Source organism: Peptoniphilus rhinitidis 1-13 (assembly GCF_000246925.1).
Classification (GTDB): Bacteria; Bacillota; Clostridia; order Tissierellales; family Peptoniphilaceae; genus Peptoniphilus_A; species Peptoniphilus_A lacydonensis.
Genome location: NZ_BAEW01000004.1, coordinates 1 through 25,026, shown reverse-complemented (window position 1 = coordinate 25,026; position 25,026 = coordinate 1). Strand labels below are relative to the sequence as shown.

General features: G+C 29.3%; 24 protein-coding genes. 23 read left to right on the top strand and 1 reads right to left on the bottom strand.

What is annotated here, in order from left to right; all coding sequences use genetic code 11:
* Positions 1 to 8 precede the first annotated feature (8 nt).
* The 15 genes from RH95_RS03955 to RH95_RS03885 all read left to right on the top strand — a co-directional run bounded on the left by RH95_RS03955 (position 9) and on the right by RH95_RS03885 (position 14,741).
* On the top strand, positions 9 to 884 hold the full coding sequence (locus RH95_RS03955) for a YicC/YloC family endoribonuclease (protein WP_010244732.1): 876 nt from the start codon (positions 9 to 11) through the stop codon (positions 882 to 884).
* A 28-nt stretch (positions 885 to 912) separates the two neighbouring features.
* Positions 913 to 1,533 carry a guanylate kinase gene (gene gmk, locus RH95_RS03950; protein WP_010244730.1) on the top strand — a complete coding sequence of 207 codons (621 nt, stop codon included), beginning with the start codon at positions 913 to 915 and terminating at the stop codon, positions 1,531 to 1,533.
* The gene (gene rpoZ, locus RH95_RS03945) at positions 1,530 to 1,832 is read left to right on the top strand and encodes a DNA-directed RNA polymerase subunit omega (protein ID WP_010244727.1); all 303 of its coding nucleotides are present in this window, start codon (positions 1,530 to 1,532) and stop codon (positions 1,830 to 1,832) included. The genes gmk and rpoZ overlap by 4 nt, the downstream gene beginning before the upstream one ends.
* A gap of 1 nt (position 1,833) precedes the next feature.
* A complete protein-coding gene (coaBC, locus tag RH95_RS03940; RefSeq protein ID WP_010244724.1) occupies positions 1,834 to 3,027 on the top strand; it encodes a bifunctional phosphopantothenoylcysteine decarboxylase/phosphopantothenate--cysteine ligase CoaBC in 1,194 nt (397 codons plus the stop codon).
* A gap of 29 nt (positions 3,028 to 3,056) precedes the next feature.
* Entirely contained in the window at positions 3,057 to 5,396 is a 2,340-nt protein-coding gene (priA, locus tag RH95_RS03935) for a primosomal protein N' (protein ID WP_010244721.1), read from the top strand.
* Between the two features lie 8 nt (positions 5,397 to 5,404).
* Positions 5,405 to 5,884, top strand: coding sequence for a peptide deformylase (gene def, locus RH95_RS03930; RefSeq protein WP_010244716.1), 480 nt, complete (start codon positions 5,405 to 5,407; stop codon positions 5,882 to 5,884).
* The gene (gene fmt / locus RH95_RS03925) at positions 5,884 to 6,807 is read left to right on the top strand and encodes a methionyl-tRNA formyltransferase (protein ID WP_010244714.1); all 924 of its coding nucleotides are present in this window, start codon (positions 5,884 to 5,886) and stop codon (positions 6,805 to 6,807) included. Before def ends, fmt begins: the two co-directional genes overlap by 1 nt.
* The gene (locus RH95_RS03920) at positions 6,807 to 7,496 is read left to right on the top strand and encodes a zinc metallopeptidase (protein ID WP_010244711.1); all 690 of its coding nucleotides are present in this window, start codon (positions 6,807 to 6,809) and stop codon (positions 7,494 to 7,496) included. The genes fmt and RH95_RS03920 overlap by 1 nt, the downstream gene beginning before the upstream one ends.
* The gene (gene rsmB / locus RH95_RS03915; protein WP_010244707.1) at positions 7,496 to 8,794 is read left to right on the top strand and encodes a 16S rRNA (cytosine(967)-C(5))-methyltransferase RsmB; all 1,299 of its coding nucleotides are present in this window, start codon (positions 7,496 to 7,498) and stop codon (positions 8,792 to 8,794) included. Before RH95_RS03920 ends, rsmB begins: the two co-directional genes overlap by 1 nt.
* Positions 8,795 to 8,888: 94 nt before the next feature.
* Entirely contained in the window at positions 8,889 to 9,908 is a 1,020-nt protein-coding gene (gene rlmN / locus RH95_RS03910; protein ID WP_010244705.1) for a dual-specificity RNA methyltransferase RlmN, read from the top strand.
* A complete protein-coding gene (locus RH95_RS03905) occupies positions 9,908 to 10,624 on the top strand; it encodes a Stp1/IreP family PP2C-type Ser/Thr phosphatase (RefSeq protein ID WP_010244701.1) in 717 nt (238 codons plus the stop codon). Before rlmN ends, RH95_RS03905 begins: the two co-directional genes overlap by 1 nt.
* A 7-nt stretch (positions 10,625 to 10,631) precedes the next feature.
* Entirely contained in the window at positions 10,632 to 12,608 is a 1,977-nt protein-coding gene (gene pknB, locus RH95_RS03900) for a Stk1 family PASTA domain-containing Ser/Thr kinase (protein ID WP_010244699.1), read from the top strand.
* Positions 12,608 to 13,462, top strand: coding sequence for a ribosome small subunit-dependent GTPase A (rsgA, locus tag RH95_RS03895; RefSeq protein WP_010244696.1), 855 nt, complete (start codon positions 12,608 to 12,610; stop codon positions 13,460 to 13,462). The genes pknB and rsgA overlap by 1 nt, the downstream gene beginning before the upstream one ends.
* Positions 13,462 to 14,106: a ribulose-phosphate 3-epimerase gene (gene rpe / locus RH95_RS03890; protein WP_010244693.1), complete on the top strand. Its 645-nt coding sequence runs from the start codon at positions 13,462 to 13,464 to the stop codon at positions 14,104 to 14,106. Before rsgA ends, rpe begins: the two co-directional genes overlap by 1 nt.
* The gene (locus tag RH95_RS03885) at positions 14,103 to 14,741 is read left to right on the top strand and encodes a thiamine diphosphokinase (RefSeq protein ID WP_010244690.1); all 639 of its coding nucleotides are present in this window, start codon (positions 14,103 to 14,105) and stop codon (positions 14,739 to 14,741) included. The genes rpe and RH95_RS03885 overlap by 4 nt, the downstream gene beginning before the upstream one ends.
* 177 nt (positions 14,742 to 14,918) lie before the next feature.
* Here the strand turns inward: RH95_RS03885 and rpmB are convergent, their stop codons facing one another.
* Positions 14,919 to 15,110: a 50S ribosomal protein L28 gene (gene rpmB / locus RH95_RS03880; protein WP_010244687.1), complete on the bottom strand. Its 192-nt coding sequence runs from the start codon at positions 15,108 to 15,110 to the stop codon at positions 14,919 to 14,921.
* A 180-nt stretch (positions 15,111 to 15,290) separates the two neighbouring features.
* Between rpmB and RH95_RS03875 the strand changes: the two genes are divergently transcribed.
* The 8 genes from RH95_RS03875 (at position 15,291) to RH95_RS03840 (ending at position 24,725) form a co-directional block, all read left to right on the top strand.
* Entirely contained in the window at positions 15,291 to 15,644 is a 354-nt protein-coding gene (locus RH95_RS03875; protein ID WP_010244685.1) for an Asp23/Gls24 family envelope stress response protein, read from the top strand.
* 13 nt (positions 15,645 to 15,657) lie between these two features.
* Positions 15,658 to 17,322: a fatty acid kinase ATP-binding subunit FakA gene (locus RH95_RS03870; RefSeq protein ID WP_010244681.1), complete on the top strand. Its 1,665-nt coding sequence runs from the start codon at positions 15,658 to 15,660 to the stop codon at positions 17,320 to 17,322.
* Between the two features lie 47 nt (positions 17,323 to 17,369).
* Positions 17,370 to 19,403: an ATP-dependent DNA helicase RecG gene (gene recG / locus RH95_RS03865; RefSeq protein WP_010244679.1), complete on the top strand. Its 2,034-nt coding sequence runs from the start codon at positions 17,370 to 17,372 to the stop codon at positions 19,401 to 19,403.
* 53 nt (positions 19,404 to 19,456) lie between these two features.
* On the top strand, positions 19,457 to 20,023 hold the full coding sequence (gene rsmD, locus RH95_RS03860) for a 16S rRNA (guanine(966)-N(2))-methyltransferase RsmD (RefSeq protein ID WP_010244675.1): 567 nt from the start codon (positions 19,457 to 19,459) through the stop codon (positions 20,021 to 20,023).
* The gene (coaD, locus tag RH95_RS03855) at positions 20,001 to 20,486 is read left to right on the top strand and encodes a pantetheine-phosphate adenylyltransferase (RefSeq protein ID WP_010244672.1); all 486 of its coding nucleotides are present in this window, start codon (positions 20,001 to 20,003) and stop codon (positions 20,484 to 20,486) included. Before rsmD ends, coaD begins: the two co-directional genes overlap by 23 nt.
* Positions 20,483 to 20,923: an ATP synthase subunit B family protein gene (locus tag RH95_RS03850; RefSeq protein ID WP_010244669.1), complete on the top strand. Its 441-nt coding sequence runs from the start codon at positions 20,483 to 20,485 to the stop codon at positions 20,921 to 20,923. Before coaD ends, RH95_RS03850 begins: the two co-directional genes overlap by 4 nt.
* A 338-nt stretch (positions 20,924 to 21,261) precedes the next feature.
* On the top strand, positions 21,262 to 23,007 hold the full coding sequence (locus tag RH95_RS03845; protein ID WP_010244667.1) for an ABC transporter ATP-binding protein: 1,746 nt from the start codon (positions 21,262 to 21,264) through the stop codon (positions 23,005 to 23,007).
* A complete protein-coding gene (locus RH95_RS03840) occupies positions 23,004 to 24,725 on the top strand; it encodes an ABC transporter ATP-binding protein (protein ID WP_010244664.1) in 1,722 nt (573 codons plus the stop codon). Before RH95_RS03845 ends, RH95_RS03840 begins: the two co-directional genes overlap by 4 nt.
* Positions 24,726 to 25,026: the final 301 nt, after the last annotated feature.

The window sequence follows — 25,026 nt, the reverse complement described above, 5'->3', positions numbered from 1 at the left end:
TTTTTTTTATGAATAGCATGACAGGTTACGGCCTTTTTGAAAAAAGAAGCGATGATTTTTATATTAAAGTTGAAATGAAATCAGTAAATAACAGATACTTGGATATCAATATGAGAATGTCAAATTCTTTGATTTATGCTGAAGAATCTGTTAAGTCTTTAATCAAAAGTAAAATTAAAAGAGGCAAGGTCGATGTATTTATAAATTTTGAATGTTTAAACTCTGAAGATGTTAAAATTGATGTTGACTATAAGCTTTTAAATAAGTATATTATTATAAGTAAAGATTTAGAGAAAAATTTTGGAGTAAAAAGTGATATTTCTTTCTTAGAACTTATGAGAGATCCGAATATTTTTAAATCTCAAAAAGATGATTTTGAAGTAGATTTAGTTAAAAAAGAACTTTTAGAAGTTGCAGAAAAATCACTCAATAATCTTGTAGTTTCCAGACAAATCGAGGGAAAAGAAATAAAAAAGGATTTCAAAAAGAAATTATCCGAAATTAAAAAGTTAACTGATTTTGTTGAAAAAAGAGCTCCAATCACTTTAAAAGAAAATGAGGAAAGACTTAGAAATAGAATTTCTGAATATTTAGATGCTACAAAAATTGATGAGTCTAGAATTTTAACAGAAATTGCGATTATCTTAGATAAACTTTCTATTGATGAAGAAATCACTAGATTAAAAATACATATAGATAATTTTAATGATATAATTGAGTCAGAAGAATCAATTGGAAGAAAATTAGATTTTTTAATTCAAGAGATGAATAGAGAAGTTAATACAATTGGATCTAAATCGAATGATATTGAAATAACAAATACAGTTGTAAAGTTAAAATCTGAAATAGAAAAGTTGCGTGAACAAGTTCAAAATGTTGAATAAATTTTTTATATATTAGGAGGGTGATGATTTGGACGGTGGATTCTTATTAGTTTTATCAGGGCCTTCTGGTTCCGGAAAGGGAACTGTAAGTGAAGCTCTTATGAAAAACAATGATGATATTATTTTTTCAACTTCTGTAACAACAAGAACACCTAGACCAGGTGAAGTTAATGGTGAAAATTATTTTTTTGCTACAAGAGAAGAGTTTGAAGAAATGGTAGAAAAGGGAGAACTTTTAGAATATGCTTTTGTGCATACAAATTATTATGGGACACCTAAAAAATTTGTCTTTGATGAGATAGAGAAGGGGGAAATTGTACTTCTAGAGATTGATGTACAAGGAGCTCTTCAAATTAAAGAAAAATATAAAGAAGCTGTTTTTATTTTTCTAATCCCTCCTACTATGGATGAGCTTAAATCAAGACTTGTGAAAAGGGATACAGAAACTGAAGATGAAATAGAAACAAGATATAGAAATGCCTTTAAAGAGCTTGACTTTGTGGGCGAATATGATTACTTTGTAATTAATGATGTCTTGGAAAATGCAGTAAGTAGTATAGAAAATATTATAGCTGCTGAGAAACTTAGAGTTAAGAGGCATAAAGATATAAAAAAGGAAGTTCAGGCAGAAGAGGAGAGAGATAAATGATTATACCATCTTTTAAAGAATTAAAAGAAGTTGCTGATTCAAGATACGAACTTGCAATTTTAGTTTCAAAGAGAGCGAGAAAATTAATTGATGACAACCCACCACTAGTAAAGACTAATAGCGAAAAGCCTGTTACAATTGCAATTGAAGAAGTAATGGCAGGTAAAGTTAAGTTTGGAGAAAAATTAACTGACAGTGAATATAATAAAGTAATATCAAAAGAAAAAGAACAATTAATTGAAAAAATAAAACAAGAAAAAATTGATAGGTTAAAGGAAGAAAATCTCGAAGAGGAATAAAATGTTAAAAGATAAAAAAATTCTCCTTGGAGTCACAGGAGGTATAGCGTCATATAAATCACCTGGTATTTGTAGCCTTCTTAGAAAGATGGGGGCAGAAGTTAAAGTTGTTATGACAAAAAATGCAACAGAATTTGTGACACCTCTCACTTTTCAAACTATGTCAAATAATACAGTTCACTGCGAAATGTTTAATCAACTTCAAAATATGGATGTGGAACACATTTCTCTTGCAAAATGGGCAGATATTATTGTAATAGCACCAGCAACTGCAAATTTGATGGGAAAATTTGCAAATGGAATAGCAGATGATATGCTTACAACTGTTCTGATGGCATCTAGATCAAAGGTAATACTTGCCCCGGGAATGAATACAGTTATGCTAAATTCAGATGCAAATCAAAAAAATATGGAAACTCTTAGGAAAAGAGGGATGGTTATCTTAGATACGAAAGAAGATTTTCTAGCATGCAATGACTATGGCAGTGGTAAAATGCTTGAACCAAGTGAAATTGTAGATGAGATAGATAGAGCACTCACAAAAAAAGATTTAGAAGGTAAGCATGTCGTTATAACGGCTGGACCTACTGTTGAACCTCTAGATCCTGTGAGATTTATTTCGAATTATTCTTCGGGCAAAATGGGCTATGCTTTAGCTGATAATGCAAAAAAACGTGGAGCAAAGGTAACTTTAATATCTGGACCCACAAAAATAAATGTGCCAAAAGTTGATAATTTTGTAAGAGTTAAGACTACTAGAGATATGTATGATGCAGTTGGAGAATATTTTGATAGTTGTGACGTTCTCATAAAAGCTGCCGCGCCAAGTGATTATAGACCAAAGACTTACAGTGAAGAAAAGATAAAAAAGGGCAATGACAGTCAAATGAATCTAATAGAAATGGAAAAAAATCCTGACATTGCAGCTCATTTTGGAAGTATTAAAAAAAATCAAATAATTGTCGGTTTTGCTGCTGAATCTACAAATATTTACGAGTATGCAAAAGAAAAATTTATAAAGAAAAATTTTGATATGATTGTTGTAAATAATATTAAGAAAAAAGGTGCGGGATTTGGTTCTGACACAAATATTGTTTCCATTATTAGCAAAGAGAAAGTTGATGATTTAGAAATAATGGACAAAAAAGAGCTCGCAACAGAAATTTTAGATAGAGTAAAAAAACTTATGAGCTAGAGAAATCTAGCTCTTTTGTAGGTGATAGATTGTTTGCAGATATTTTTATAGAAAATAATTTTCAAAAAATTGATAAACTTTATACTTACATTGTAAAAGATGATGTTAAAGAAGGTATGAGAGTTCTTGTAAGTTTTGGCAATAGTTACAGAGTTGGCATCATACTTTTTTTGTATAAAGATTATTCAGGAGAACATGAGAAAAGTTTAAAAGAAGTAGATTCTGTTTTAGACGACGAACCAATTATATCTAAGGATTTAATTGAACTTGGTTTGTGGATGAAAAATAGATACTTAATAGGATATTCAAAAGCGTTTTCTCCAATTCTTCCTCCTGGAAATTTGCAAAAGATTAAGAAAAAAATTATTATAGAAGATTATCCAACAGGAGAAGATTTAATTTTATTAAATTCTATTGACCTAAATAAATATTATGAAGATTTGAATATTGATCAAAAGAAAATTGTAAAAAAATTACATTCCAAAGGATTTTTAAAATATGAATATGATTCTTTAGTTTTAGTAAAGCCTAAAAGGGAAAATTTTTTAAAGATATCAGAAAATTTTAGTTCTAAGTTTTTAGAAGATATAAGTGAGAAACAGAGAACTGTATTTAATTTTATAAAAGATAAAAAAGAAGTTTCAAGAATAGAAGTCATGACGAGCCTTTCTATTTCTTATTCACCTATAAAGACTTTAATAAAAAAAGGAATAATTACTGAATTTAAAAAAGAAATAAAAAGAGAACCAGATGAAAATAATTTTAGTTCTGAAAATATATCTCTAAATGAAGAACAGCAAAGAGCATTAAAAAGTATAGAAAAAACTGAAAAAGTTGTGACACTCCTTCATGGACTAACAGGAAGTGGGAAGACAGAGGTTTATTTAAATATTGCTTCAAGAGTTATAGAAAATGGTGGAGAAGTAATAGTTTTAGTGCCAGAAATTGGATTGACTCCTCAAATGATAGAGAGATTTAAAGGAAGATTTGGAAAAAATGTTGCAATCATTCACTCAAAACTTTCTTCTGGAGAGAGGTACGATGAGTATAGAAAAGTTTTAAATGGTGATGTTAAAGTTGTTGTAGGAGTTAGGAGTGCAGTTTTTGTGCCTTTTAAAAATTTAAAAATGATAATTGTAGATGAATCTCACGACTCTTCTTATGAATTTCACGACAATTTAAAATATGACACAATAGAGGTCGCTATACACAGAATGAAAGGGAAAGGTAAAGTTTTACTTGGATCTGCAACACCGTCTATTGAAAGTTATTTTTATGCAAAAAAAGGTTATTACAATCTTTGTGAATTGAAAAATAGGGCGAAAAAGGGAGCCTTTCTTCCAAATACGAAAATTGTGGACATGAGAGATGAGCTTTTAATGGGGAATATTTCTATTTTTAGCAGGGAATTAAGAGATGCAATAAAAGATAAATTAGAAAAAAAAGAACAAATTATTTTATTTTTAAATCGACGAGGCTTTTCTAATTTTATTTCGTGTAGATCTTGTGGAGAGGTTATAAAATGTGATAATTGTGATATTTCTATGACTTATCACAAATCAAAGAATAGATTAATTTGTCATTATTGCGGAAGTACAAAAGAAGTACCAAAAGTTTGTCCAAACTGTGGTTCGAAGTTTATAAAACAATTTGGAATTGGTACACAAAAAGTTGAAGAAGAAGTAAACAAATTATTTCCAGAAGTTAGAGTTGTGAGAATGGATAGAGATACAACTACTAAGAAAGATTCTTTTAAAAATTTCTATGATATTGTAAAAAATAGAGAAGCAGATATAATTATTGGAACTCAAATGGTGTCAAAAGGATTTGATTTTGAAAATGTTACACTTGTTGGAATAGTTGCTGCAGACTTGTCCCTTTATATTTCTGATTATAAGGCAAAAGAGAAAACTTTTCAGCTTGTAACACAGGTAGCAGGAAGAGCTGGTCGCTCTTCAAAAAAAGGGGAAGTAATAATTCAAACTTATAGTCCAGATAGTGAAATTATAAAGTATTCTGCAAATGGTGATTATAAAGATTTCTATGAATATGAAATTTCTGAGAGAAAGTTATTTTTGTATCCACCTTATATGAAATTAATTGAGTTTGAATTTTCTTCTTATGAAGAAAAATTGACTTATATTTGGGCAGAGAGATTTTTAAAACAAATGAAAAGTGATATAAAAAATATAGATTTAATGGTGACAAATTTTATAAAACTTCCGAAGATAAAAAAAATAAACAGGACAAAATTTTCTGTGAAAGTAAAGCCAAAGGATATGAATTTGTTAATAGAAGTTTTGAAAAGGGTAATTATTAATAGTAAAATAAATGACGACAGTAAAATATTTTTAAATATAGAGTTTTAGGTGATTAAATGGCAATAAGAAAAATAAGAACGGATGAAGATCCAATACTTAGAAAAAAGTCAAAGATAGTTGCGAATTTTAATAATAGATTAGAAGTTTTAATTGATGATATGTATGAAACTATGGATGTAGCTTATGGGGTTGGACTTGCTGCTCCTCAAGTTGGAATTTTAAAAAGATTAATTGTAGTTGATAATAGAGATGAAGAAGAAAACAAAAGATTCTATATGTTAAATCCAGTTATTTTGGAAAAAGAAGGCGAAGAAATCTCTATGGAAGGATGTCTTTCTATTCCAGGAAAACAGGGGACTGTAAAAAGAGCAAAAAATATAAAAGTTAAGTACAACGATTTGACTGGAGAAGAGAAAATAATGGAGGCAGAAGATTTTCTTGCTCGCATAATTCAACACGAAATGGATCATCTCGATGGAATTTTATACACAGATAAAGCAATAGAAATGTATGAAGCTAAAGATGAGGAGGACTAATGAAATTTATTTTTATGGGAACGCCTGAGTTTTCTGTTCCTATTTTAGAAAAGTTAAATAGTCTTGGAGATATTTCTCTTGTAATTTCTCAAGAGGATAAAAAAAAGGGAAGAGGGAAGAAAGTAACAAAGACAGCTGTAAAAGTAAAAGCAGAAGAACTTGGCATAGAAGTTTTTCAACCTCATGATGTTAATTCTAAAGAATCTCTAGAAAAGATAAAAAAAGTAAGCCCTGATATAATTGTTGTAGTTGCCTATGGACAAGTTTTGTCAAAGGAGTTAATAGAAATCCCAAAATATATTGTAAATGTTCACGCATCAATTTTGCCAAAACTTAGAGGGGCAGCTCCAATTAATAGGGCAATTATGGAAGGATATGAAAAAAGTGGAGTTAGCCTTATGAAAGTTGAAGAAGGACTTGATTCTGGGGCAGTTTCTTCCATAAAAGAAATTAAAATAAATAAAATGAATGCTGGGAAGTTAGAAAAAGTGCTTTCCAAAATGGGTTCAGAACTTTTAGAAGAGTTTATAAAAGAAGTTGAAAAAGGAGAAGTTAAATTCAAAGAGCAAGATGATTCTAAGAAAACCTATGCTCATAAGATTTTAAAGGATGATTTAAAATTAGATTTTGATGATACTTCAAAAAATATTGTAAATAAAGTAAGAGGCCTTTCTCCTCATTATGGTGCAAAATTTAGTTACAATGACAAAATTTATAAAGTTTTTGACGCAGAAATTGTTTCGTGTAATTTAGAAAAAGAAGCAGGAAAAATTTTAAAGGCGAAGGATGAACTTATAATAAAAACGTGCGATGGAGCAATATCTGTAAAAGAAATACAAGCTCCAGGTAAAAGAGTCATGGCAATAGAAGATTTTTTGCGTGGAAATAAGTTTGAAGAAAATTATTTAATAGGAGGGAAATAATGTTTGGGTCATATTATTACTATGATTACAGTTATTTTATTTATATTTTACCAGGACTAATACTTGCTTTTTATGCACAGGCTAAGATAAGTTCTGCGTATGAAAAATACAAAAAAGTTGGATCATCCACAAATTTAAGTGGAGCAGAAGTTGCTAGAAAAATTTTAGATAGAAATGGACTTAATTTCGTAGAGATAAATTTAGTAGATGGAGAATTGTCTGATCACTACGATCCAAGAGATAAAACTTTAAATTTATCGAGAGATGTATATTACAAAAATTCAGTTGCATCAGTTTCTATTGCAGCACATGAAGTTGGACATGCAATTCAAGATTCAGTAGAATATGTACCTTTAAAGTTCAGAGCTGCATTAGTTCCACTTGCAAATCTAGGGACACAACTTAGCTTTATATTAATAATACTTGGTTTTTTCTTTTCAGTATTTTTTACAAAGTTGGGTATAGCTTTATTTTTCTTTGCAGTTTTATTTCAAATTGTAACACTTCCAGTTGAGTTTGACGCATCTAACAGAGCAAAGAAAGAACTTGCAAATGGAATAATAACAGAAGAAGATTTAGTTGGAACTAAAGAAGTCTTAGATGCAGCAGCACTTACTTATGTTGCATCAACAATTGTAGCAATAGGACAATTTTTAAGACTTTTAAGTATTTTTGGAAGAAGAGATTGATGAAAAGCACAAGAGAAAAAGCATTATTAATACTTAACGATGTCCTCTATAAGGGGGCATTTTTAGAAGAATCTCTTGAAATTTTAAAGAAATCAAGAATTGATGAGAGGGATTATAATTTTGTAAAGGAGATAACTACAGGAGTAGTTCGCAATAGAAGTTATTTAGATTATGTGATAAAAATAAATTCTAAAATAAAATTTAATAGAATTCACAGGATAATTCTTTCTATTTTAGAAATGGCAATTTATCAGATGTATTTTTTGGACAAAGTTCCAGAATATTCTATTGTAGATGAATCTGTTAATCTTGCAAAAATTTATGGAAATAAGGGATCGATAGCTTTTACAAATGGAATTCTTAGAGCTATTTCAAAAGAAGATGTACCACAAGTAAAGATAAAAAACAGTATAGACAATTTGTCTACATTTTATTCTCATCCAAAATTTTATACAGAGTATTTTTATAATAATTATGGAGAAGACTTTACGAAAAAGCTTTTGAAGGCAAATAATGAAAAGCCTTCTTTTACGATTAGAGTAAATACTTTAAAGACAAATAGAGAGGAATTGATAAAAAGTTTAACTAATGATGGATTTGAGATAGAAGATACAAATTTTAAGAATGCGATAAATATTTTAAATCCAAGGGGAATTATTGATACAAAATATTTTGAAAATGGAGAATTTTATGTTCAAGATTTGGGATCTATTTTAGTTTCAACTTTTTTAAATCCAAGTAAAGACTCAAAAGTTTTAGATTTATGCGCAGCGCCAGGTGGCAAGAGCACTCATCTTGCTGAAATAATGGAAAATACAGGAGAAATAGTAGCTTGTGATAAGTCAAAAAAGAAGATTAAATTAATTGAAGAAAACGCAAGAAGGCTTGGCGTTAAAAACATAAAAACATTTGTAAATGATGCAGAAATTTTAAATAAAGATTTTTTGGATAAATTTGATTATGTATTAGTGGATGCACCTTGCTCTGGAACGGGACTTTATAGAAAAAAACCTGATATAAAGTGGAATAAGGACATAAAAGATTTAAAAAATCTTTCAGAAATTCAACTTAAAATTTTAGAAAATGCAAAAAATTATTTAAAGTTGGGTGGACATTTAGTATATTCCACTTGTTCTCTTTCAAAAATAGAAAATGAAGATGTAGTCTATAAATTTTTAGAAGAAAATGAAAATTTTAAAATAAAAAAATTAAGAAATAAAGAAGTTTTAAAATTATTTCCTTCTGTTGATGATACAGATGGATTTTCAATTGTACTTCTAGAAAAAATTGGGTTGTGATTTTCACAGCCTTTTTTGTATATAATTAATTTTATTAAATCTATTTTTATTGTTCATATCTAATGATATAATAAATAAATGAATAGGTGATTTAATGGAATTAAATTCTATGTACTTAGATGAACTTTGCGATTTTTTTGAAAAGAATGGTGAAAAGTCTTTTAGAGGGACACAACTTTTTACATTTTTTCATGATAAAAAGAGGATTGATGTAGAAAATTCAAATCTTTCGGCGAAGGCTCTCTCTATAATAGAAAAGGAAGAAATAAATAATACAGAAATTTATAAAATTTATGATTCGAAGCTTGATGATACTAAAAAGTTTCTATTTAAATTAAAAGATAAAAATTTAATTGAAGGAGTTTTAATGAGGTACAAATATGGCTATGCTCAGTGTATTTCTACTCAAGTTGGATGTAGAATGGGATGTGATTTTTGTGCTTCAACAAAAAGCGGACTTATTAGAAATTTAACTGCAGCAGAGATGCTAAGAGAGATTTATGAAATTGAAAATAAATTAAATATAAAGGTTTCAAATTTTATTTTAATGGGAAGTGGAGAGCCGCTTGACAATTTTGATGAAGTTATAAGATTTATTAAAATTCTACACGATGAAAAGGGGCACAATACAAGTTATAGAAATATAACAATTTCGACTTGTGGAGTTGCAGATAAAATTTATGAATTGGCTGATTTAAACATTCCAATAAATCTTGCCGTAAGTTTGCATCAAACAAACGATTTTGAGAGATCTAGTTTAATGCCAATAAATAAAAGGTATAATTTAAAAGAATTAAAGGATTCTTTGGAATATTATGTTAACAAGACAAACAATAGGATTACTTTCGAGTACACCCTTATAAGAAATCAAAATGATAATGATAAAAACGTAGAAGAAATTTATGATTTTGCTAAAAATATTAAATGTAATATTAATTTAATACCACTTAATCCTATTGATGAATTTGATGAAAAAAGACCTTCTAAGTTTGAGATAATAGAGTTTAAGACTAAACTTGAAAAAAAAGGTTTTAATGTGACTATTAGAAGAGAACTTGGGAAGGACATTAGCGCTTCTTGTGGACAACTAAGGCGCAAAGTTGAGGTGAAATAATGAGAGTAGTGTCAGCAACAAATGTTGGAAATTATAGAAAAAATAATGAAGACAGTTATTTTGTGAATGATTCAAAAAATTTATATATATTAGCTGATGGAATGGGCGGCCATTTGGCGGGTGAAAAAGCTTCCAAAATGGCAACCGATATTATAGCGTCACATTTCAAAAAAAATAAAAATATAAGAAAGACGGAAGATGTAATAGAGATTTTATCGTCTTCAATAAAAAATGCAAATAAAGAAATTTTTGAAAGTTCAGAAAACAATGAAGATTACAGAGGCATGGGGACAACAGTTTCAGCGGGTTTTGTTCTTGAAGATGTTTTAGTGTATTCTAATATTGGAGATTCAAGAATTTATAAAATAAATAAAGGTATTGAACAGTTGACAAGGGATGATTCCTTTGTAAATTACTTAATCGAAATAGGAGATATAACTGAAGAAGAAGCGAAAAATCATCCCAAGAAAAATGTACTTACAAAAGCTCTTGGAACCACAGAAACTTTGGATGTTTATGTCAATACCTTGAAAATAGAAAAAGATGACATATTTTTATTTTGCTCTGATGGGCTTACAAATATGATTTCTGATGAAGAAATTTTTAAAATAGTAAAAGAGAATACTCCAGAAGTTGCAAAGGATGTTCTTCTTAATCTTGCACTAGAAAATGGTGGCTTAGATAATATTACATTTATTTTAATATTTAATGAGTAGGTGTACAATGATAAATAAAATTTTAGCAAATAGATATGAAATATTAGAAAAGATCGGAACAGGCGGCATGGGCAATGTTTTTAAAGCTCACGATAGAAAGTTAGATAGAATTGTTGCCATAAAAGTTTTGAAATTGGAGTACAATGAGGATAATAACTTTATAAGGAAGTTTAAGAGAGAATCTCTTGCTGCTGCGAGCATTTCTCATCCAAACATTGTAAGTATTTATGATGTTGGAACTGAGAAAATAGATGACAAAGAAGTTCACTACATTGTAATGGAATATATTGATGGTAAAACTTTAAAAGATTTAATAAATGACGAAGGTAGACTTTCTGAAAAAAGAGCTTTAAATTATTGTATTCAAATTGCAGAAGCATTAAAAGTTGCCCATTCAAAACATATTGTCCATAGAGATATCAAGTCACAAAATATAATGGTAACTAGAGATGATAGAATAAAAGTTACAGACTTTGGAATTGCAAGAGTAGCAGACAACACTACTGTAACTGCGACTAATGCTGTAATGGGGTCTGTCCATTATTTTTCACCAGAACAAGCAAGAGGAGCTAAAGTTGACAATAGATCGGATATTTATTCTCTTGGAATTGTTCTTTTTGAGATGTTGACAGGAAGACTTCCTTTTGATGCAGACAATCCTGTTTCTGTTGCACTTATGCAAGTTCAATCACAGATGCCAAAGCCTTCTGATTATATAAAAAGTATAGATCCTTCTGTTGATGCACTTGTTTTAAAGATGACAGAAAAAGATCCAAATGATAGATACGAAGATGTTTTTGATTTAATTAGAGATATTAAGGATTATACTATTGGTGCAAAAACTTTTACTGTAAATAGAAGTTATGAAGAAGATGATGATAGAACTGTTGTTACACCACCAATAAGTAGAAGATCGGAAAGAAATAATTTAAATAGAACAGATAATAATAAAAAAAGCAAACCAAAAAAAGTTGTAAAAAAGAAAAAATCAGTTGCACCTGCAATACTTGGAGTTTTTTCGGCAATAATTATTATTGCTCTTCTAATTTACGTAGTGCCAAAGGCTATTAAAGGAATGAAAAGTGATGATAAAGTTGAAAAAATTGTTGTAGAAAATTATATAGGAAAAACTAGAGAAGAAGCAAAAGAATTAATTGAAGCACAAGGTCTTGTATTAGATGTAAGTACAGTAGAAGATGAAAATAAACCAGATGGAGTTGTCTTGGAACAAAATCCAGAAAAGGGAAGCGAAGTGGAAAAAGGTTCTACTGTTAAACTAGCAATAAATGAACTTCCAGATTCTGTTCCAGTTCCACCATTAAAAGGTCTTACACAGGAAGAAGCAGAAAAAACTTTAAAAGAAAATTCATTAAAGCTCGGTTCTGTTGAAGAAGAATTTAATGAAGAAGTTGAAGAGGGAAAAGTTATTTATTCAAATCCTGATGGAGGATATTCTGTCAAGAGAGGTACAGCTGTAAAGGTTATAATTTCTAAAGGAGTTGACAAAACTCCAGTTGTATTAAGCGATTACAAAGGAATGGATCAAGACGTAGTTGTAAATCAATTAAAGAGTTTAGGAATTACAGTTGTAATTGAAAATGGAAATAGCAATAAGGTTGCCGAAGGACAAGTTTATGATATGGATCCTAAAGCAGGAGAAACAGTTGAAAAGGGTTCAACAGTTACTCTATATATTTCAAAGGGTGCATCTGATGATGAAGAAGAAAATGAAGATACTACTGAAGAAAATGAAAATGGATACAATAAAGTAAATAATGTAAAAGTTAAAGTTCCCGATGATGGAGAAACTCACAAAGTTACTGCAGAAAGAGTTAAAGATGCAAAGGGAAATAAAATTAGTGCACAGTCTGTTTGGAATTACAATATAGATTCTGGTGAAACGACAACTGTTGAACTAATTGGTCCAGGCGAATACAATATTTACGTTGATGGCAATATTGCTAAAACAGAGACGATAAAATAATGATAGGAAAAATTATAAAGCTCACTGGAGGATTTTACTATATTAAGTCTGGAGATAAAATTTTTGAAACTAGAGCTAGAGGAAATTTTAGACATTTAAAAGTAGAACCAATAGTAGGCGATGATGTAGAATTTAAATATGAAGAAAAAACTCTGGGATATATTGAAAAAGTATATCCCAGAAAAAATATACTCACAAGACCAAAAGTTAGCAATGTAGATTTGGCTCTCATAGTGATACCAGTAATGGATCCAAAATACAATTTTATGATAATAGATAAGACTATAGTACAAGCAGAGCACCAAGGAATTGATGTTGCAATTGCAATTAATAAATGTGATTTAAATAAAGAGGATGCAGATAATTTAGAAAAAATCTATAAAAATTCTGGATTTAAAACTTTTTTGATTTCAAAAGATGACGAGAAAAGTGTAAATTTGTTAAAGAAATATTTAAAGGGAAAAACTGTTGCTTTTTGTGGAGTAAGTGGTGCTGGAAAATCTACAATAACATCTTTAATTTTAAATAGAGATGTTGAAGTTGGAAAAGTTTCTGAAAAGACTAAGAGAGGCAGACATACAACTAGGCATACAGAAATCTTATATGGAGATGACATTTATATTTTCGATACACCAGGTTTTTCTTCATTGAAATTAGATATAGACAATGAAGAACTTAAAAATTATTTTAGAGAATTTAAAGATTATAGTAATTGTAAATTCAACGATTGTAATCATATAAAAGAACCTAAATGTGCTGTAAAATACGCAGTTGAAAAGGGACAGATAGAAAAGTCAAGATACGAAAATTACAAGTATATTTACAATGAATTAAAAGAAAGAGGAGAATACTAATGATTTCACCTTCACTACTTTCAGCAGATTTTACAAATTTAGAAAAAGAATTTAAAATTTTGAATGAGGAGAAAGTCGACTTCATTCATCTAGACATAATGGATGGCAATTATGTGCCAAATATTTCCTATGGTCCAGGGATTGTAAAAAGTTTAAGACCTTTAACAGAAATACCCTTTGATACACATCTTATGATTGAAAAACCTGAAAATTATATTGAAGAATTTGTAAAATCTGGTTCAGAGATTATTACAATTCATCCAAGCACAACAAAACATTTAGATAGAACTTTATCTATAATAAGATCTTTTGGTAAAAAAACAGGGCTTGCACTCAATCCTGGAGATAGCTTAGAAGTTTTAGATTATAATTTGGAAAAACTAGATTTAGTTCTTGTAATGAGTGTAAATCCAGGTTTTGGTGGACAAAAATTTATTCCATCTTCTCTTAGAAAAATTAAAGAGATAAAAAAAATAATTGAAAAAAGAAATTTAGAAACTTTAATTGAAGTTGATGGTGGAGTAAAACTTGATAATGCAAAAGAGATTTTGGATGCAGGAGCAGATATTCTAGTTGCTGGGTCTGCAATTTTTGAAAAAGATAAAACTAGAGAAAATATAAAATCTTTTAAGGAAATTTTATGAAAAGAGCTCTTTTAATAACTGGTGGTAGAGAGGTTTCCAAAGATTTAATAAAAAAGTATAAAAAGAATCGTTTTGTTTTAGTTGCAGATGGAGGTGCAAGACTTCTTAGAAAATATAATTTAAAGGGGGATCTTTTACTAGGGGATTTAGATTCCATTGGAAATGAATCTCTTAAATATGTTAGAGAAAACAATATAAAATTTTTAAAATTTCCTTCGCAAAAAGCAGCGACTGACACAGAATTATGCATTAATTATTTGATTAATGAGAAATATGAGGACATAGTGATTTTAGGGGCACTTGGGACAAGGCTTGATCACGAATTAGCGAATCTTTTTCTTCTAAAAAAACTTTATAATAAAGGAATTTGTGCAAAAATAATTGATGACAATAATGAAGTGATTTATGTTAAAGAAGGAGAATATAAATTTAAAAAGTCAGACAAAAAATATTTTTCTCTAATAAATGCAGGAGAATCTTTAAATTTTTCTACAAAAGGACTTTTTTATGAAGTTGAAAATTTGAAAATAAATAATTACAATCCAGGTCGTGCAGTGAGCAATGAAATCTTAGAAGATGAGGCAACTATTATAATAAATAGTGGTTCTGCTTTTATAATTAAGTCCATAGATTAAAACTAAATAAATTTGTTTGAAGTTGTGTTACTTTTAAGCACAACTTTTTTATTGATTTTTATATAAATTAAAAAATCCCCCAATAAATTTGGAAGATTAAAATACTATGTAATTAAATTAAAAATAAAGATTTTGAAAATTGGAGTATAAAAAAGGATCTTTTTTTAAGACCCTAATTTATATAGCTCTTTTAACTTTACCAGATCTTAAACATCTAGTGCACACATATATTCTTTTAGGTGATCCATTAACGATAGCTTTAACTTTTCTAAGGTTAGGAGACCAGCTTCTGTTAGAACGAGAGTGAGAGAAAGAAATTTTATTTCCAAATGTTTTTTCTTTTCCACAAATTTCACATCTTTTAGCCATAACGCACCTCCTTTAGTTATTAAGCAAACAATATTTTATCAAAAATTGTTGCTAAGTGCAAATATTTTTTCGATATGTTTTTATTTTACACTAATTTATTATTTTTTACAAAGTAATTCCTCAAATTCTGTTAATCTTTTAAAATTTCTGATATAATAAAAAAGATAAGGAGGTGCCCTAATGCCGGCAATTATTAATAGAGAACTTGGAAATATTGTAATAGAGGATAGCGTACTTGCAAATATAGCTGGAATTTCAGCTATGGAAAGTTACGGAATTGTTGGAATGGCATCAAAAAATGCCGCAGATGGTATTTTTGAGCTTTTGAGATTCGAAAATCTTTCAAAGGGAATAGTTGTAAATACTGAAGAAAATGAAATCAGAATAGAACTTCACGTAATTCTAGAATATGGAGTGAAGATTTCTACTGTTGGTGAAAATATTATAGAAAGAGTTAAGTTTAATATTCAAAATTTGACAGGACTTGAAGTAGATAATATTGAAGTCTTGGTGGAAGGTATTAGACTGAAGTAGTGGAGGTAAGATTTTGGAAATAAATAAAATTAATGGTCCTTTGTTAAGAGAAGTTTTTAAAGGGGCTGTAAATTATCTAATATCCAGAAAGGAAGAGGTCAATGCTCTGAATGTGTTTCCTGTTCCAGACGGAGATACAGGAACAAATATGAGCCTTACCTCAAAATCTGCCTTAAAACAAATTGATGGTTTAGAAGGTGAATTTTCGGTAAGTGATGTTTCATCTGCGGCTGCTCGTGGAGCACTTATGGGAGCAAGAGGTAATAGTGGCGTAATTCTTTCTCAACTTTTAAGAGGTTTTGCCGAAGGTCTAGATGAATGTGATGAAGCCAGTACTTCTGATGTTGCTCATGCTTTTAAAAAAGCGAGTGAAACTACTTATAAAGCTGTTATGAAGCCTATTGAGGGAACAATTTTGACAGTTGGAAGAGAAACTGCTGATTTTGCAATTAGACATTATAAAAAGTCTGAAGATATAGTTTTATTTTTAGAAGATGTGATTGTAGAAGCAAATAAATCTCTTGATAACACGCCAAATCATCTTTCTGTACTAAAAGAAGCAGGAGTAGTTGATGCAGGCGGAAAAGGTCTTGTCGTTTTGCTCGAAGGTGCACTTAAAGTTTTAAAGGGAGAAAATATTGATGACCAAAGTGAAGATGAAACTTTAAAGAGAAAAGCACAAAAGGAAATTCAATTTACAGAGGCTGATAAATCTATTAAATATGGATATTGCACTGAGTTTATTATTAATACAGATTATGAAGATATAGATGCTTTTAGAGAAAAAATTTCTCCTCTTGGAGATTGTCTTCTTGTTGTGGGTGGTGGCGGAAGTCACATTATTAAAGTTCATGTTCACACAAATGATCCTGGAATTGTTTTGCAACATGCTTGCGAGCTTGGTCTTCTTCAAGATATAAAAATTGACAACATGAGATATCAACATAGGGAAATTTTGTTTGATGACAGCGAAGTCCTTGAAGCTAAAAAGAGAGAAGAAGAGGAAGAAACAATAAAAGAAAAGGATTATTCTTTTATAACTGTTTCTATGGGCAGTGGAATGACTGAAACTTTTAAATCTCTTGGAGTCGATTATGTTGTAGCTGGCGGACAGACAATGAATCCGTCGACAGAAGATTTGTTAAAGGGAGTAGATAAAGTTGGCGGGAAAGTAATTTATCTAATTCCAAATAATAGCAACATAATTTTATCTGCAGAACAAGCTAGAGATATTTCAGATAGGGAAATAATTGTGATTCCATCCAAATCTGTGCCACAAGGTATTGCTGCGATGCTCGCATTTAGTGAAGATGCTTCAAAGGAAGAAAATAAAGAAAATATGATAGACGCAATAGGAAGTGTAATTGACGCTTCTGTAACTTATGCCGTTCGTGATACTACAATGGGTGGAAAAGAAATTCACAAAGATGACATAATTGGTATTGCTTCAAAGGACATTGTTTCAAGTGGAAAAAAAGTAAATGATGTTGTAGTTGAAACTGTGGAAAAACTTATGAACGAGGATATTTCTCTTGTAACTTTATTTTATGGGGAAGACGTGAAAGAAGAAGATGCAGAAAAGGTACAAGAAGCAATTGAAGAAAAATATCCAGATATTGACATTGATGTGATAAAAGGTGATCAACCTATTTATTATTATATTATTTCATTAGAATAAATTTTAGCCCAAAGTTTTCGCTTTGGGCTTTTATAATAGGAGAAATTATGGTTAATTTAAAGGATTCTATTAAAAATTTGAAGGGAGTTGGCCCCAAAAGAGAAGAACTTTTTCACAAACTTGGAATTTATAGCGTAGAAGATCTTTTATTTTTTTATCCCAGAAAATACGAGGACAGTTCGAAAATTGTAAAAATTTCAGGTGCTAAAATTGGAGAGAAAAATACTTTTAAAGTAAAAATTATATCAAAACTTCAAAATAGAAGAATAAGAAAGGGCCTAACTCTCACAAGTTTTCTTGCAGAAGATGAAAGTGGAGAAATGGAGATTTCATTTTTCAATGCATTTTATTTAAATAAATTAATAAAAATTGGAAGAGAATATTTAGTTTATGGTAAAGTTGATTTTTTCAGAGGTAGAGTGAGCATTTCGAGTCCTGAAATTGAGGAAATACATAATTTAAAAAAACTTGGAAAAATTTCTCCTGTTTATAGTTTAACTGAAGGACTAAATAATTTTGCTTTCGAAAATTTAATAGATCAAGTTATTGATTTGAATTTATTTGAAGAAAATCTTCCTGGAGAAGTTTTGGAGAAATATTCTTTCATGGATAAAAATGAAGCTATAAAAAATATTCACTATCCGAAAAGCAGAAAAAATTATATAAAAGCTAGGGAGAGATTAATTTATGAAGAATTGTTTCTCTTCGAACTTTCCATTTTAAAAAATAAATTTCAAAATGAAAGACGAGATGCAATAAAATTTGAAATTAAAGATGAAATTTTTGATTTTATGAATAATCTTCCTTTTAAATTAACAGAAGGTCAAGAAAATGTTGTAAATGAAATTTTTACAGACATGAAAAGTGGAAGAGCAATAAATCGTTTAATTCAAGGCGATGTTGGAAGTGGAAAGACAATTGTTGCAATTATAATAATGTATCTGTCCTATTTAAATGGATATCAATCATCAATTATGGCACCGACAGAAATTCTTGCAAAGCAACATTTTGAATCTTTTGTTGAATTTTTAGAACCTCTTGGTGTTAGAGTAGCACTTTTAATTGGATCAACGACAAAAAAAGCAAAGAGAGATATTTTAGATAATCTTCAAATGGGTTCAATTGATATATTAATAGGAACGCATGCTTTAATAGAAGAAAATGTGATTTTTAGAAAACTTGGAGTAAATGTAATTGACGAACAACATCGATTTGGAGTTGTGCAGAGAAATATGCTCCAAAATAAAAATAAAGATGCAGCCACAATTGTAATGTCAGCAACGCCTATACCTAGAAGTCTTAGTTTAGTTCTTTATGCTGATTTGGATATTTCTGTAATAAAAACTATGCCAAAGGGCAGAAAGCAAATAAAGACAATTGCAATAAATGAAAATATGCTAGGTAAATCTCTTGAATTTATAAAATCTGAACTTTCAAAGGGTAGACAAGCTTATGTTATTTGTTCTTTGATCGAAGAAAATGAAGATTATGAAAATTTGCAGGCTGTAGAAAAAGTTTATGAAGAACTTTCAAAATTTTTTATTGATTATAAAGTTGGACTTCTTCATGGGAAGATGAAAGCAGATGAAAAAAATAAAATAATGGATGATTTTGCAAATAATAAAATAAATTTATTAGTTTCAACAACTGTTGTAGAAGTTGGGGTAAATGTTCCAAATGCAACGGTAATGATGGTTTACAATGCAGAGAGATTTGGTCTTTCAACACTGCATCAACTTCGAGGAAGAGTTGGAAGGGGAGATAATCAGTCTTATTGTATTTTATATAATCTTTCAAAAAGTGAAATTTCATGGGAAAGAATGAAAATAATGACAGATTCTAGTGATGGATTTTATATTGCAAATAAAGATTTAGAACTACGTGGCTTTGGAGATATTTTGGGAACTAGACAATCAGGTATGCCAAATCTTAGACTTGCAGATCCTTTTAGAGATGAGATGATTTTAAAATATGCAGCAGATGATGTGAAAATTATTTTAAAAGAAGATCCAAATTTAGAAAGCAAAGAATACTTTTATTTAAATAAAGAAATACTTGAATTTTACTCTGATTTGAACTAATATCTTTTAATATTTATTGACTTATGGTAAAATAAAACTAATTTGGAGGCTTTATGAGGATTATTTCGGGAAATAGAAGAGGATTAAAATTAAGAGCACCAAAAGGCATGGATACAAGACCAACTGAAGACAGAGTTAAGGAGTCAGTTTTTAATATTCTTGGACAAAACTTTGATGGAGATATAGTTTTGGATTTGTTCTGCGGAAGTGGGGCAAATGGAATTGAGTTTATATCAAGAGGAGCAGAAAAAGTTTACTTTGTTGATAATTCAAAAGAAGCAATAGACTGTGTTAAATCTAATTTAGAAAAAGCAAGATTTTTAAATCAGGCTGTTGTTATAGAAAATTATATGAACAAGGCAATTAAAAATTTAGATATAAAATTTGATTACATTTATATTGACCCACCCTTTGATAGAGGTGATTTGTATAAAAAATCCTTTAAGCTTATAAGGGAAAATAAAATTTTAAAATCAGAGGGAAAATTAATTGTGGAACATAGTTCAGATAAATCGCTTTTAATAGGACAGGGTTTTGTAGAAATAAAAAATAAAAAATATGGAAATACTTCGATTTCTATATGCGGATGGGATATAAATGAAAGCAATATATGCGGGTAGCTTTGACCCTGTGACTAATGGACATTTGGACATTATAAAAAGAGCAAAGGATATTTTTGGAGAAGTCATCGTAGCAGTGCTAGATAATACTTCAAAAAAAGGATTATTTACAGTTGAAGAGAGAAAAGAGTTATTACATAAAGTTCTAGATGGAATGGAAGGAATAGAAATTGATTCTTTTGACGGACTTTTAGTAGATTATGCAAAGAAAAAAAATTGCAATGTAATAGTTAGAGGTCTTAGATCTGCCTCTGATTATTTTAATGAATACACGTTGGCAATGGCAAATATGCACTACAAAGATGGCGTAGAAACAGTTTTTTTGTTGTCGTCTAATGAAAACTTATTCGTCAGTTCAACGCTTGCAAAGGAAGTTTCCACTTTTGATGGAGATACAGATTTATTCGTGCCTCCTGTTGTAGGAGAAGCAATGAAGAAAAAATTACTTAGGAGGAAAATATGAATTTAATTGATTTAGTTGAAGAATTGGAAGATCTTGTAGAAACATCATCACAGTTACCACTTACAAATAAGGTTATGGTAGACAGAGATGAATTTTTAGAAATTATAAATGAAATAAAGGAAAAAACTCCTGGAGAAATTTCAGAAGCTCAAAGAATAGCTAAAGACAAAGATGATATAATTAATGGAGCTCACGATGAAGCGGATAAAATTATTGCAGCTGCAAGAGCTCATTCAGAAAAAATTATTGACGAAAATGAACTTGTTAGACAAGCAAATGAAAGAGCAACAGAAATTTTGAAATCTGCAAAAGAAGAATCAACACAAATTAGAGAAGGAGCAAGAGATTACGCAGATGAGTTACTTGAAAATACACAAGTGAATTTATCAGAAATAATCAAAATGCTTAACGAAAATAGACAAGAATTAAGAGGTTAAAAATAATTTATAAAATATTGAGAGGCTCGTTAAATCGAGTCTTTTTTAGTGTAAAATTTTAAAATACTCAGTAAACAAAGTATTTATTATAAACATTTTAGAGGCTTGCGAAACAGATTATATTTTTATAAATTTAGATTATATAACATTTTAGATTCAATAAATTCTCTTTAAAAGTTTAAATATAGATAAGATCTTAATATAAAATATTTCTAGGACTATTTTAATAATTATTAATATAACAGAATTTTTGATAAATAATAAGGTCAAAATTTTTTGGAACAATAAAGATAATTTGCTTAAATTTATTAAAAATTATAGAATAAGGAGTTTTTAATTTGAAGTTATATAAAAAATTATTTTCATATATGCCTGAGAAGAAAGTAAATGGCTTTTTAGCAAGTTTTTTTACTGCTATCGGCATATTTTTAGAATTTTATGGATACTATTTAATTTGGATTTTATTAAAAAGTGTATTCTCTAAAGGAAATTTAGTTAATGCTAGTGGTTTAGTAATAAAAATTTTAATTTTATTTATTGCTTACGGTCTTTTATATTTTTTAGGTACTTGGATGAGTCACCTTGCTGGTTTTAGGCTTGAAACTAAGCTTCGTGAAAAAGGAGTTAAAAATTTACTCAATGCGTCAAATAATTTTTTTGATGTACACGATTCTGGAGAAGTTAGAAAAATTATAGACAACAATGTTGAGCAAACTCATATGATCGTTGCACATTTAATAGCAGACCAAACGGCGGCTTTTTTGACGCCAATTTTAATGCTTATTTTAGTCTTTAAAGTTGATTTATATCTTGGATTATTTTTTGTATTAATAATTCTTTTAAGCCTTATAGTGATAAAAAAAATGGTGGGCGACCAAAGCTTTATGAAAGTTTATATGGATAAACTCGATGAAATGAATGCAGGAGCTGTTGAATTTGTGAGGGCAATGCCAGTTGTAAAAGTTTTTAACGCACCATTAATTGGTTTTAAAAAGCTTTATAATTCAATACTTGAGTATAAGGATATGGTTTATAAATATTCTATGTCTTGCAAAGTTCCCTTTGTGATTTTTCAGTGGCTTTTAAATATTTTTATTGTCGCACCAATTTTTATTGCAATATTTATGGTTAGCCATGGAGGGGATGCTTATATTTGGAGTGCAAAAGTTTTATTTTTCACGCTTTTTATGGGGATGTTTTTTACAACTACAATGAAGATAATGTATGTTTCCATGTATGTTTTCCAAGCAAATTCAGCAGTAGATAATCTCGAAAATTTATTTGTTGAAATGGGCGATAAGGAAATTAAATTTGGAAGTGATGAAGTTATAGAAAATAATAATATTGAATTTAAAAATGTAGATTTTTCTTATGACGGAGAAAATAAAATTTTGGAAAATTTTTCTTTTAAATTTGATGAAAATAGAGTTTATGCTTTAGTCGGTTCATCTGGTTCTGGCAAGTCAACTATTGCAAAGTTAATTTCTGGACTTTATCCTGTTGACAAAGGCGAGATTTTAATTGGGAATAAAAATATTTCTTTTTACGAAAAGGAAATTCTTATGCAAAATATTGGAATAGTTTTTCAAAATCCAAAATTATTTTCTGGAATTTCTATTTTTGAAAATGTAAAGCTTGCTAAAGAAGATGCAAGTGATGAGGAAGTTTATAAGGCCTTGAAACTTGCAAGGTGTGATGAGTTTATAAATAAATTTAAGGATAAGTATGATTCAGTTATTGGAGCAGATGGAATAGATTTATCAGGTGGAGAAACTCAAAGAGTTTCCATTGCAAGAATTTTCTTAAAAGATCCTAGAATAATAATTTTAGATGAAGCATCTGCTGCAGCAGATCCAGAAAATGAGTTTGAACTTCAAGTTGCTTTTAAAGATTTGATAAAAAACAGGACAACAATTATGATTGCTCACAGGCTTTCTTCAATAAGAGGTGTAGATGAAATTCTTTTTGTTGAAAATGGAAAAATTATAGAAAGAGGATCTCATAAGGAATTAATGGAATCTGAAACTTCTTATAAAAAATTTGTCAATTTGTATGAATCTGCAAATGAATGGAGGATGTCATGAAAAACTATTTGAAAAATAGATTTGCACTCACTGACAAGGGTGCAGAAGGCGAAGTAGTAGCAATTAAATATTCGACTTTAAAAAGTCTTTCTTATATGCTCCCAATGTTTTTATTGATGTATGTTATACAAGGACTACTTGGAATGGGAGATTTTAGTGTAAAAGTTGCAGTAATTTCTTTTGTAATAATTGCAGTCTTAATGGTACTTGTACTAAATAAAGATTATATCACGACATACAACGAAACATATAGTGAATCGGCAAATCTTAGGATTGAAATTTCTGAAATAATAAAGAAACTTCCACTTTCTTTTTATTCAAGACATGATTTAACAGATTTATCTCAAACAATTATGAAGGATGTGGAAACTATTGAGCACGCACTTAGCCATGCAGTCCCAGGATTTTATGGTTTTATAATAAGTTTTATTATTGTTTCAATTTTACTTTTAATTGGAAATGTAAAACTTGGGCTTGCTGTTATTATACCCATACTTTTTTCGGTGATTTTAAGTTTGTTGTCAAAAAAAATGCAAACTAAAGCCACTAAATCTTATTACAAAGAACAGAGAAAATCTGCAAGGATGTTTCAAGAATTAATTGACTTATCTACAGAAATAAAATCTTATAATTTAACTGAAAAAAAGATGACAGATTCAATTAATTTTGTAAAAAATCTTGAAAAACAACATATAAAATCAGAAATCGGGCAAGTAATTCCTGTATGTGGGGCAAATGTCGTCGCCAATTTATCTCTTGCACTTGTAATTTATTTTGGTCTAAAGGGTCTTACAAATGGAGAGATTAATATTTTATATTTTGCAGGATATTTATTTGCAGCGGCAAGGCTTATTGATGGAGTTGCAGCTTTTAATGAATTTTATGGAGAGCTAATGTATATTGATTCACCTGTTGAAAAAATAAAATCACTTAAAAATGCAGAAGTTCAAAGTGGAGACAAAGAAGAATTTAAGACTTTTGATATTGTTGGAAAAAATGTAGAATTCTCTTATTTAGATGATAAGAAAGTAATAGAAAGTATTTCTTTTAAGGCATTTCAAGGTAAGACTACTGCTTTGGTTGGACCTTCTGGATGTGGAAAAAGTACACTTTTAAAACTTGTTGCAAGACTTTACGATTATGATTCTGGAAAAATTTTAGTAGATGATAAAGAGATAAAAAAAGCAAGGACAGAAGATCTTTTCAAACATATTTCAATGGTATTTCAGGATGTAATTTTATTTAATGGAACTGTTATGGAAAATATTAGACTTGGAAATTCAAAGGCAAGTGATAAAGATGTTCTGAAAGCTGCTGAGCTTGCAGGATGTGATGAGTTTGTTAAAAAGCTTCCTAAAGGATATGATACAGAAATAGGAGAAAATGGTTCAAAATTATCAGGTGGAGAAAGGCAGAGAATTTCTATTGCAAGAGCTTTTTTGAAAAATGCAGAAATAATTTTATTGGATGAAATTGCAGCATCTCTTGATGTAGAAAATGAAAAATTTATACAAGAGTCACTAAATAAACTGACAAAAAATAAAACTGTGATGATAATATCACATAGAATGAAATCTATTGAGGGAGTAGACCAAATTATAGTAATGAAAGATGGAAAAATTGAGGCTTTTGGAAAACATGAAGAACTCATTAGAACAAGTGAAACGTATAAGAAAATGATTGATTCATCAAAAAAATCTGAAGACTTTATTTATTGAGATAAGCTAGTTAAATAACTATAGATTAAAACTTGAAGCATTGTGACTGGGTCGACGGCTAATTTTCTTACTAAATTGGAGTATGATTTTATTAATTTATTTAAATCCATCCTTTACACTAAATCTTGTATTAAACCAACTTTTCCGTCATCATCAAAGCAAGTTTGTGAGGTAAAGTTTAAACTTAGTTGCAAAGTTGAACGATTTAAGGTAAGCTTATTTTGATAAATTAATGAATTGTTCATACCTTAATTTTATCAAAAACAAAAAAACGGCTTTTGCATATGCGAGCACAGTACGT

Excerpts from the sequence above, each read along its gene's own strand:
- RH95_RS03955 (WP_010244732.1), top strand. The coding sequence starts at position 9 with ATGAATAGCATGACAGGTTACGGCCTTTTTGAAAAAAGAAGCGATGAT.
- rpoZ (WP_010244727.1), top strand. The coding sequence starts at position 1,530 with ATGATTATACCATCTTTTAAAGAATTAAAAGAAGTTGCTGATTCAAGA.
- coaBC (WP_010244724.1), top strand. The coding sequence starts at position 1,834 with ATGTTAAAAGATAAAAAAATTCTCCTTGGAGTCACAGGAGGTATAGCG.
- def (WP_010244716.1), top strand. The coding sequence starts at position 5,405 with ATGGCAATAAGAAAAATAAGAACGGATGAAGATCCAATACTTAGAAAA.
- fmt (WP_010244714.1), top strand. The coding sequence starts at position 5,884 with ATGAAATTTATTTTTATGGGAACGCCTGAGTTTTCTGTTCCTATTTTA.
- RH95_RS03920 (WP_010244711.1), top strand. The coding sequence starts at position 6,807 with ATGTTTGGGTCATATTATTACTATGATTACAGTTATTTTATTTATATT.
- rsmB (WP_010244707.1), top strand. The coding sequence starts at position 7,496 with ATGAAAAGCACAAGAGAAAAAGCATTATTAATACTTAACGATGTCCTC.
- rlmN (WP_010244705.1), top strand. The coding sequence starts at position 8,889 with ATGGAATTAAATTCTATGTACTTAGATGAACTTTGCGATTTTTTTGAA.
- RH95_RS03905 (WP_010244701.1), top strand. The coding sequence starts at position 9,908 with ATGAGAGTAGTGTCAGCAACAAATGTTGGAAATTATAGAAAAAATAAT.
- pknB (WP_010244699.1), top strand. The coding sequence starts at position 10,632 with ATGATAAATAAAATTTTAGCAAATAGATATGAAATATTAGAAAAGATC.
- rsgA (WP_010244696.1), top strand. The coding sequence starts at position 12,608 with ATGATAGGAAAAATTATAAAGCTCACTGGAGGATTTTACTATATTAAG.
- rpe (WP_010244693.1), top strand. The coding sequence starts at position 13,462 with ATGATTTCACCTTCACTACTTTCAGCAGATTTTACAAATTTAGAAAAA.
- RH95_RS03885 (WP_010244690.1), top strand. The coding sequence starts at position 14,103 with ATGAAAAGAGCTCTTTTAATAACTGGTGGTAGAGAGGTTTCCAAAGAT.
- rpmB (WP_010244687.1), bottom strand. The coding sequence starts at position 15,110 with ATGGCTAAAAGATGTGAAATTTGTGGAAAAGAAAAAACATTTGGAAAT.
- RH95_RS03875 (WP_010244685.1), top strand. The coding sequence starts at position 15,291 with ATGCCGGCAATTATTAATAGAGAACTTGGAAATATTGTAATAGAGGAT.
- recG (WP_010244679.1), top strand. The coding sequence starts at position 17,370 with ATGGTTAATTTAAAGGATTCTATTAAAAATTTGAAGGGAGTTGGCCCC.
- rsmD (WP_010244675.1), top strand. The coding sequence starts at position 19,457 with ATGAGGATTATTTCGGGAAATAGAAGAGGATTAAAATTAAGAGCACCA.
- coaD (WP_010244672.1), top strand. The coding sequence starts at position 20,001 with ATGAAAGCAATATATGCGGGTAGCTTTGACCCTGTGACTAATGGACAT.
- RH95_RS03850 (WP_010244669.1), top strand. The coding sequence starts at position 20,483 with ATGAATTTAATTGATTTAGTTGAAGAATTGGAAGATCTTGTAGAAACA.
- RH95_RS03840 (WP_010244664.1), top strand. The coding sequence starts at position 23,004 with ATGAAAAACTATTTGAAAAATAGATTTGCACTCACTGACAAGGGTGCA.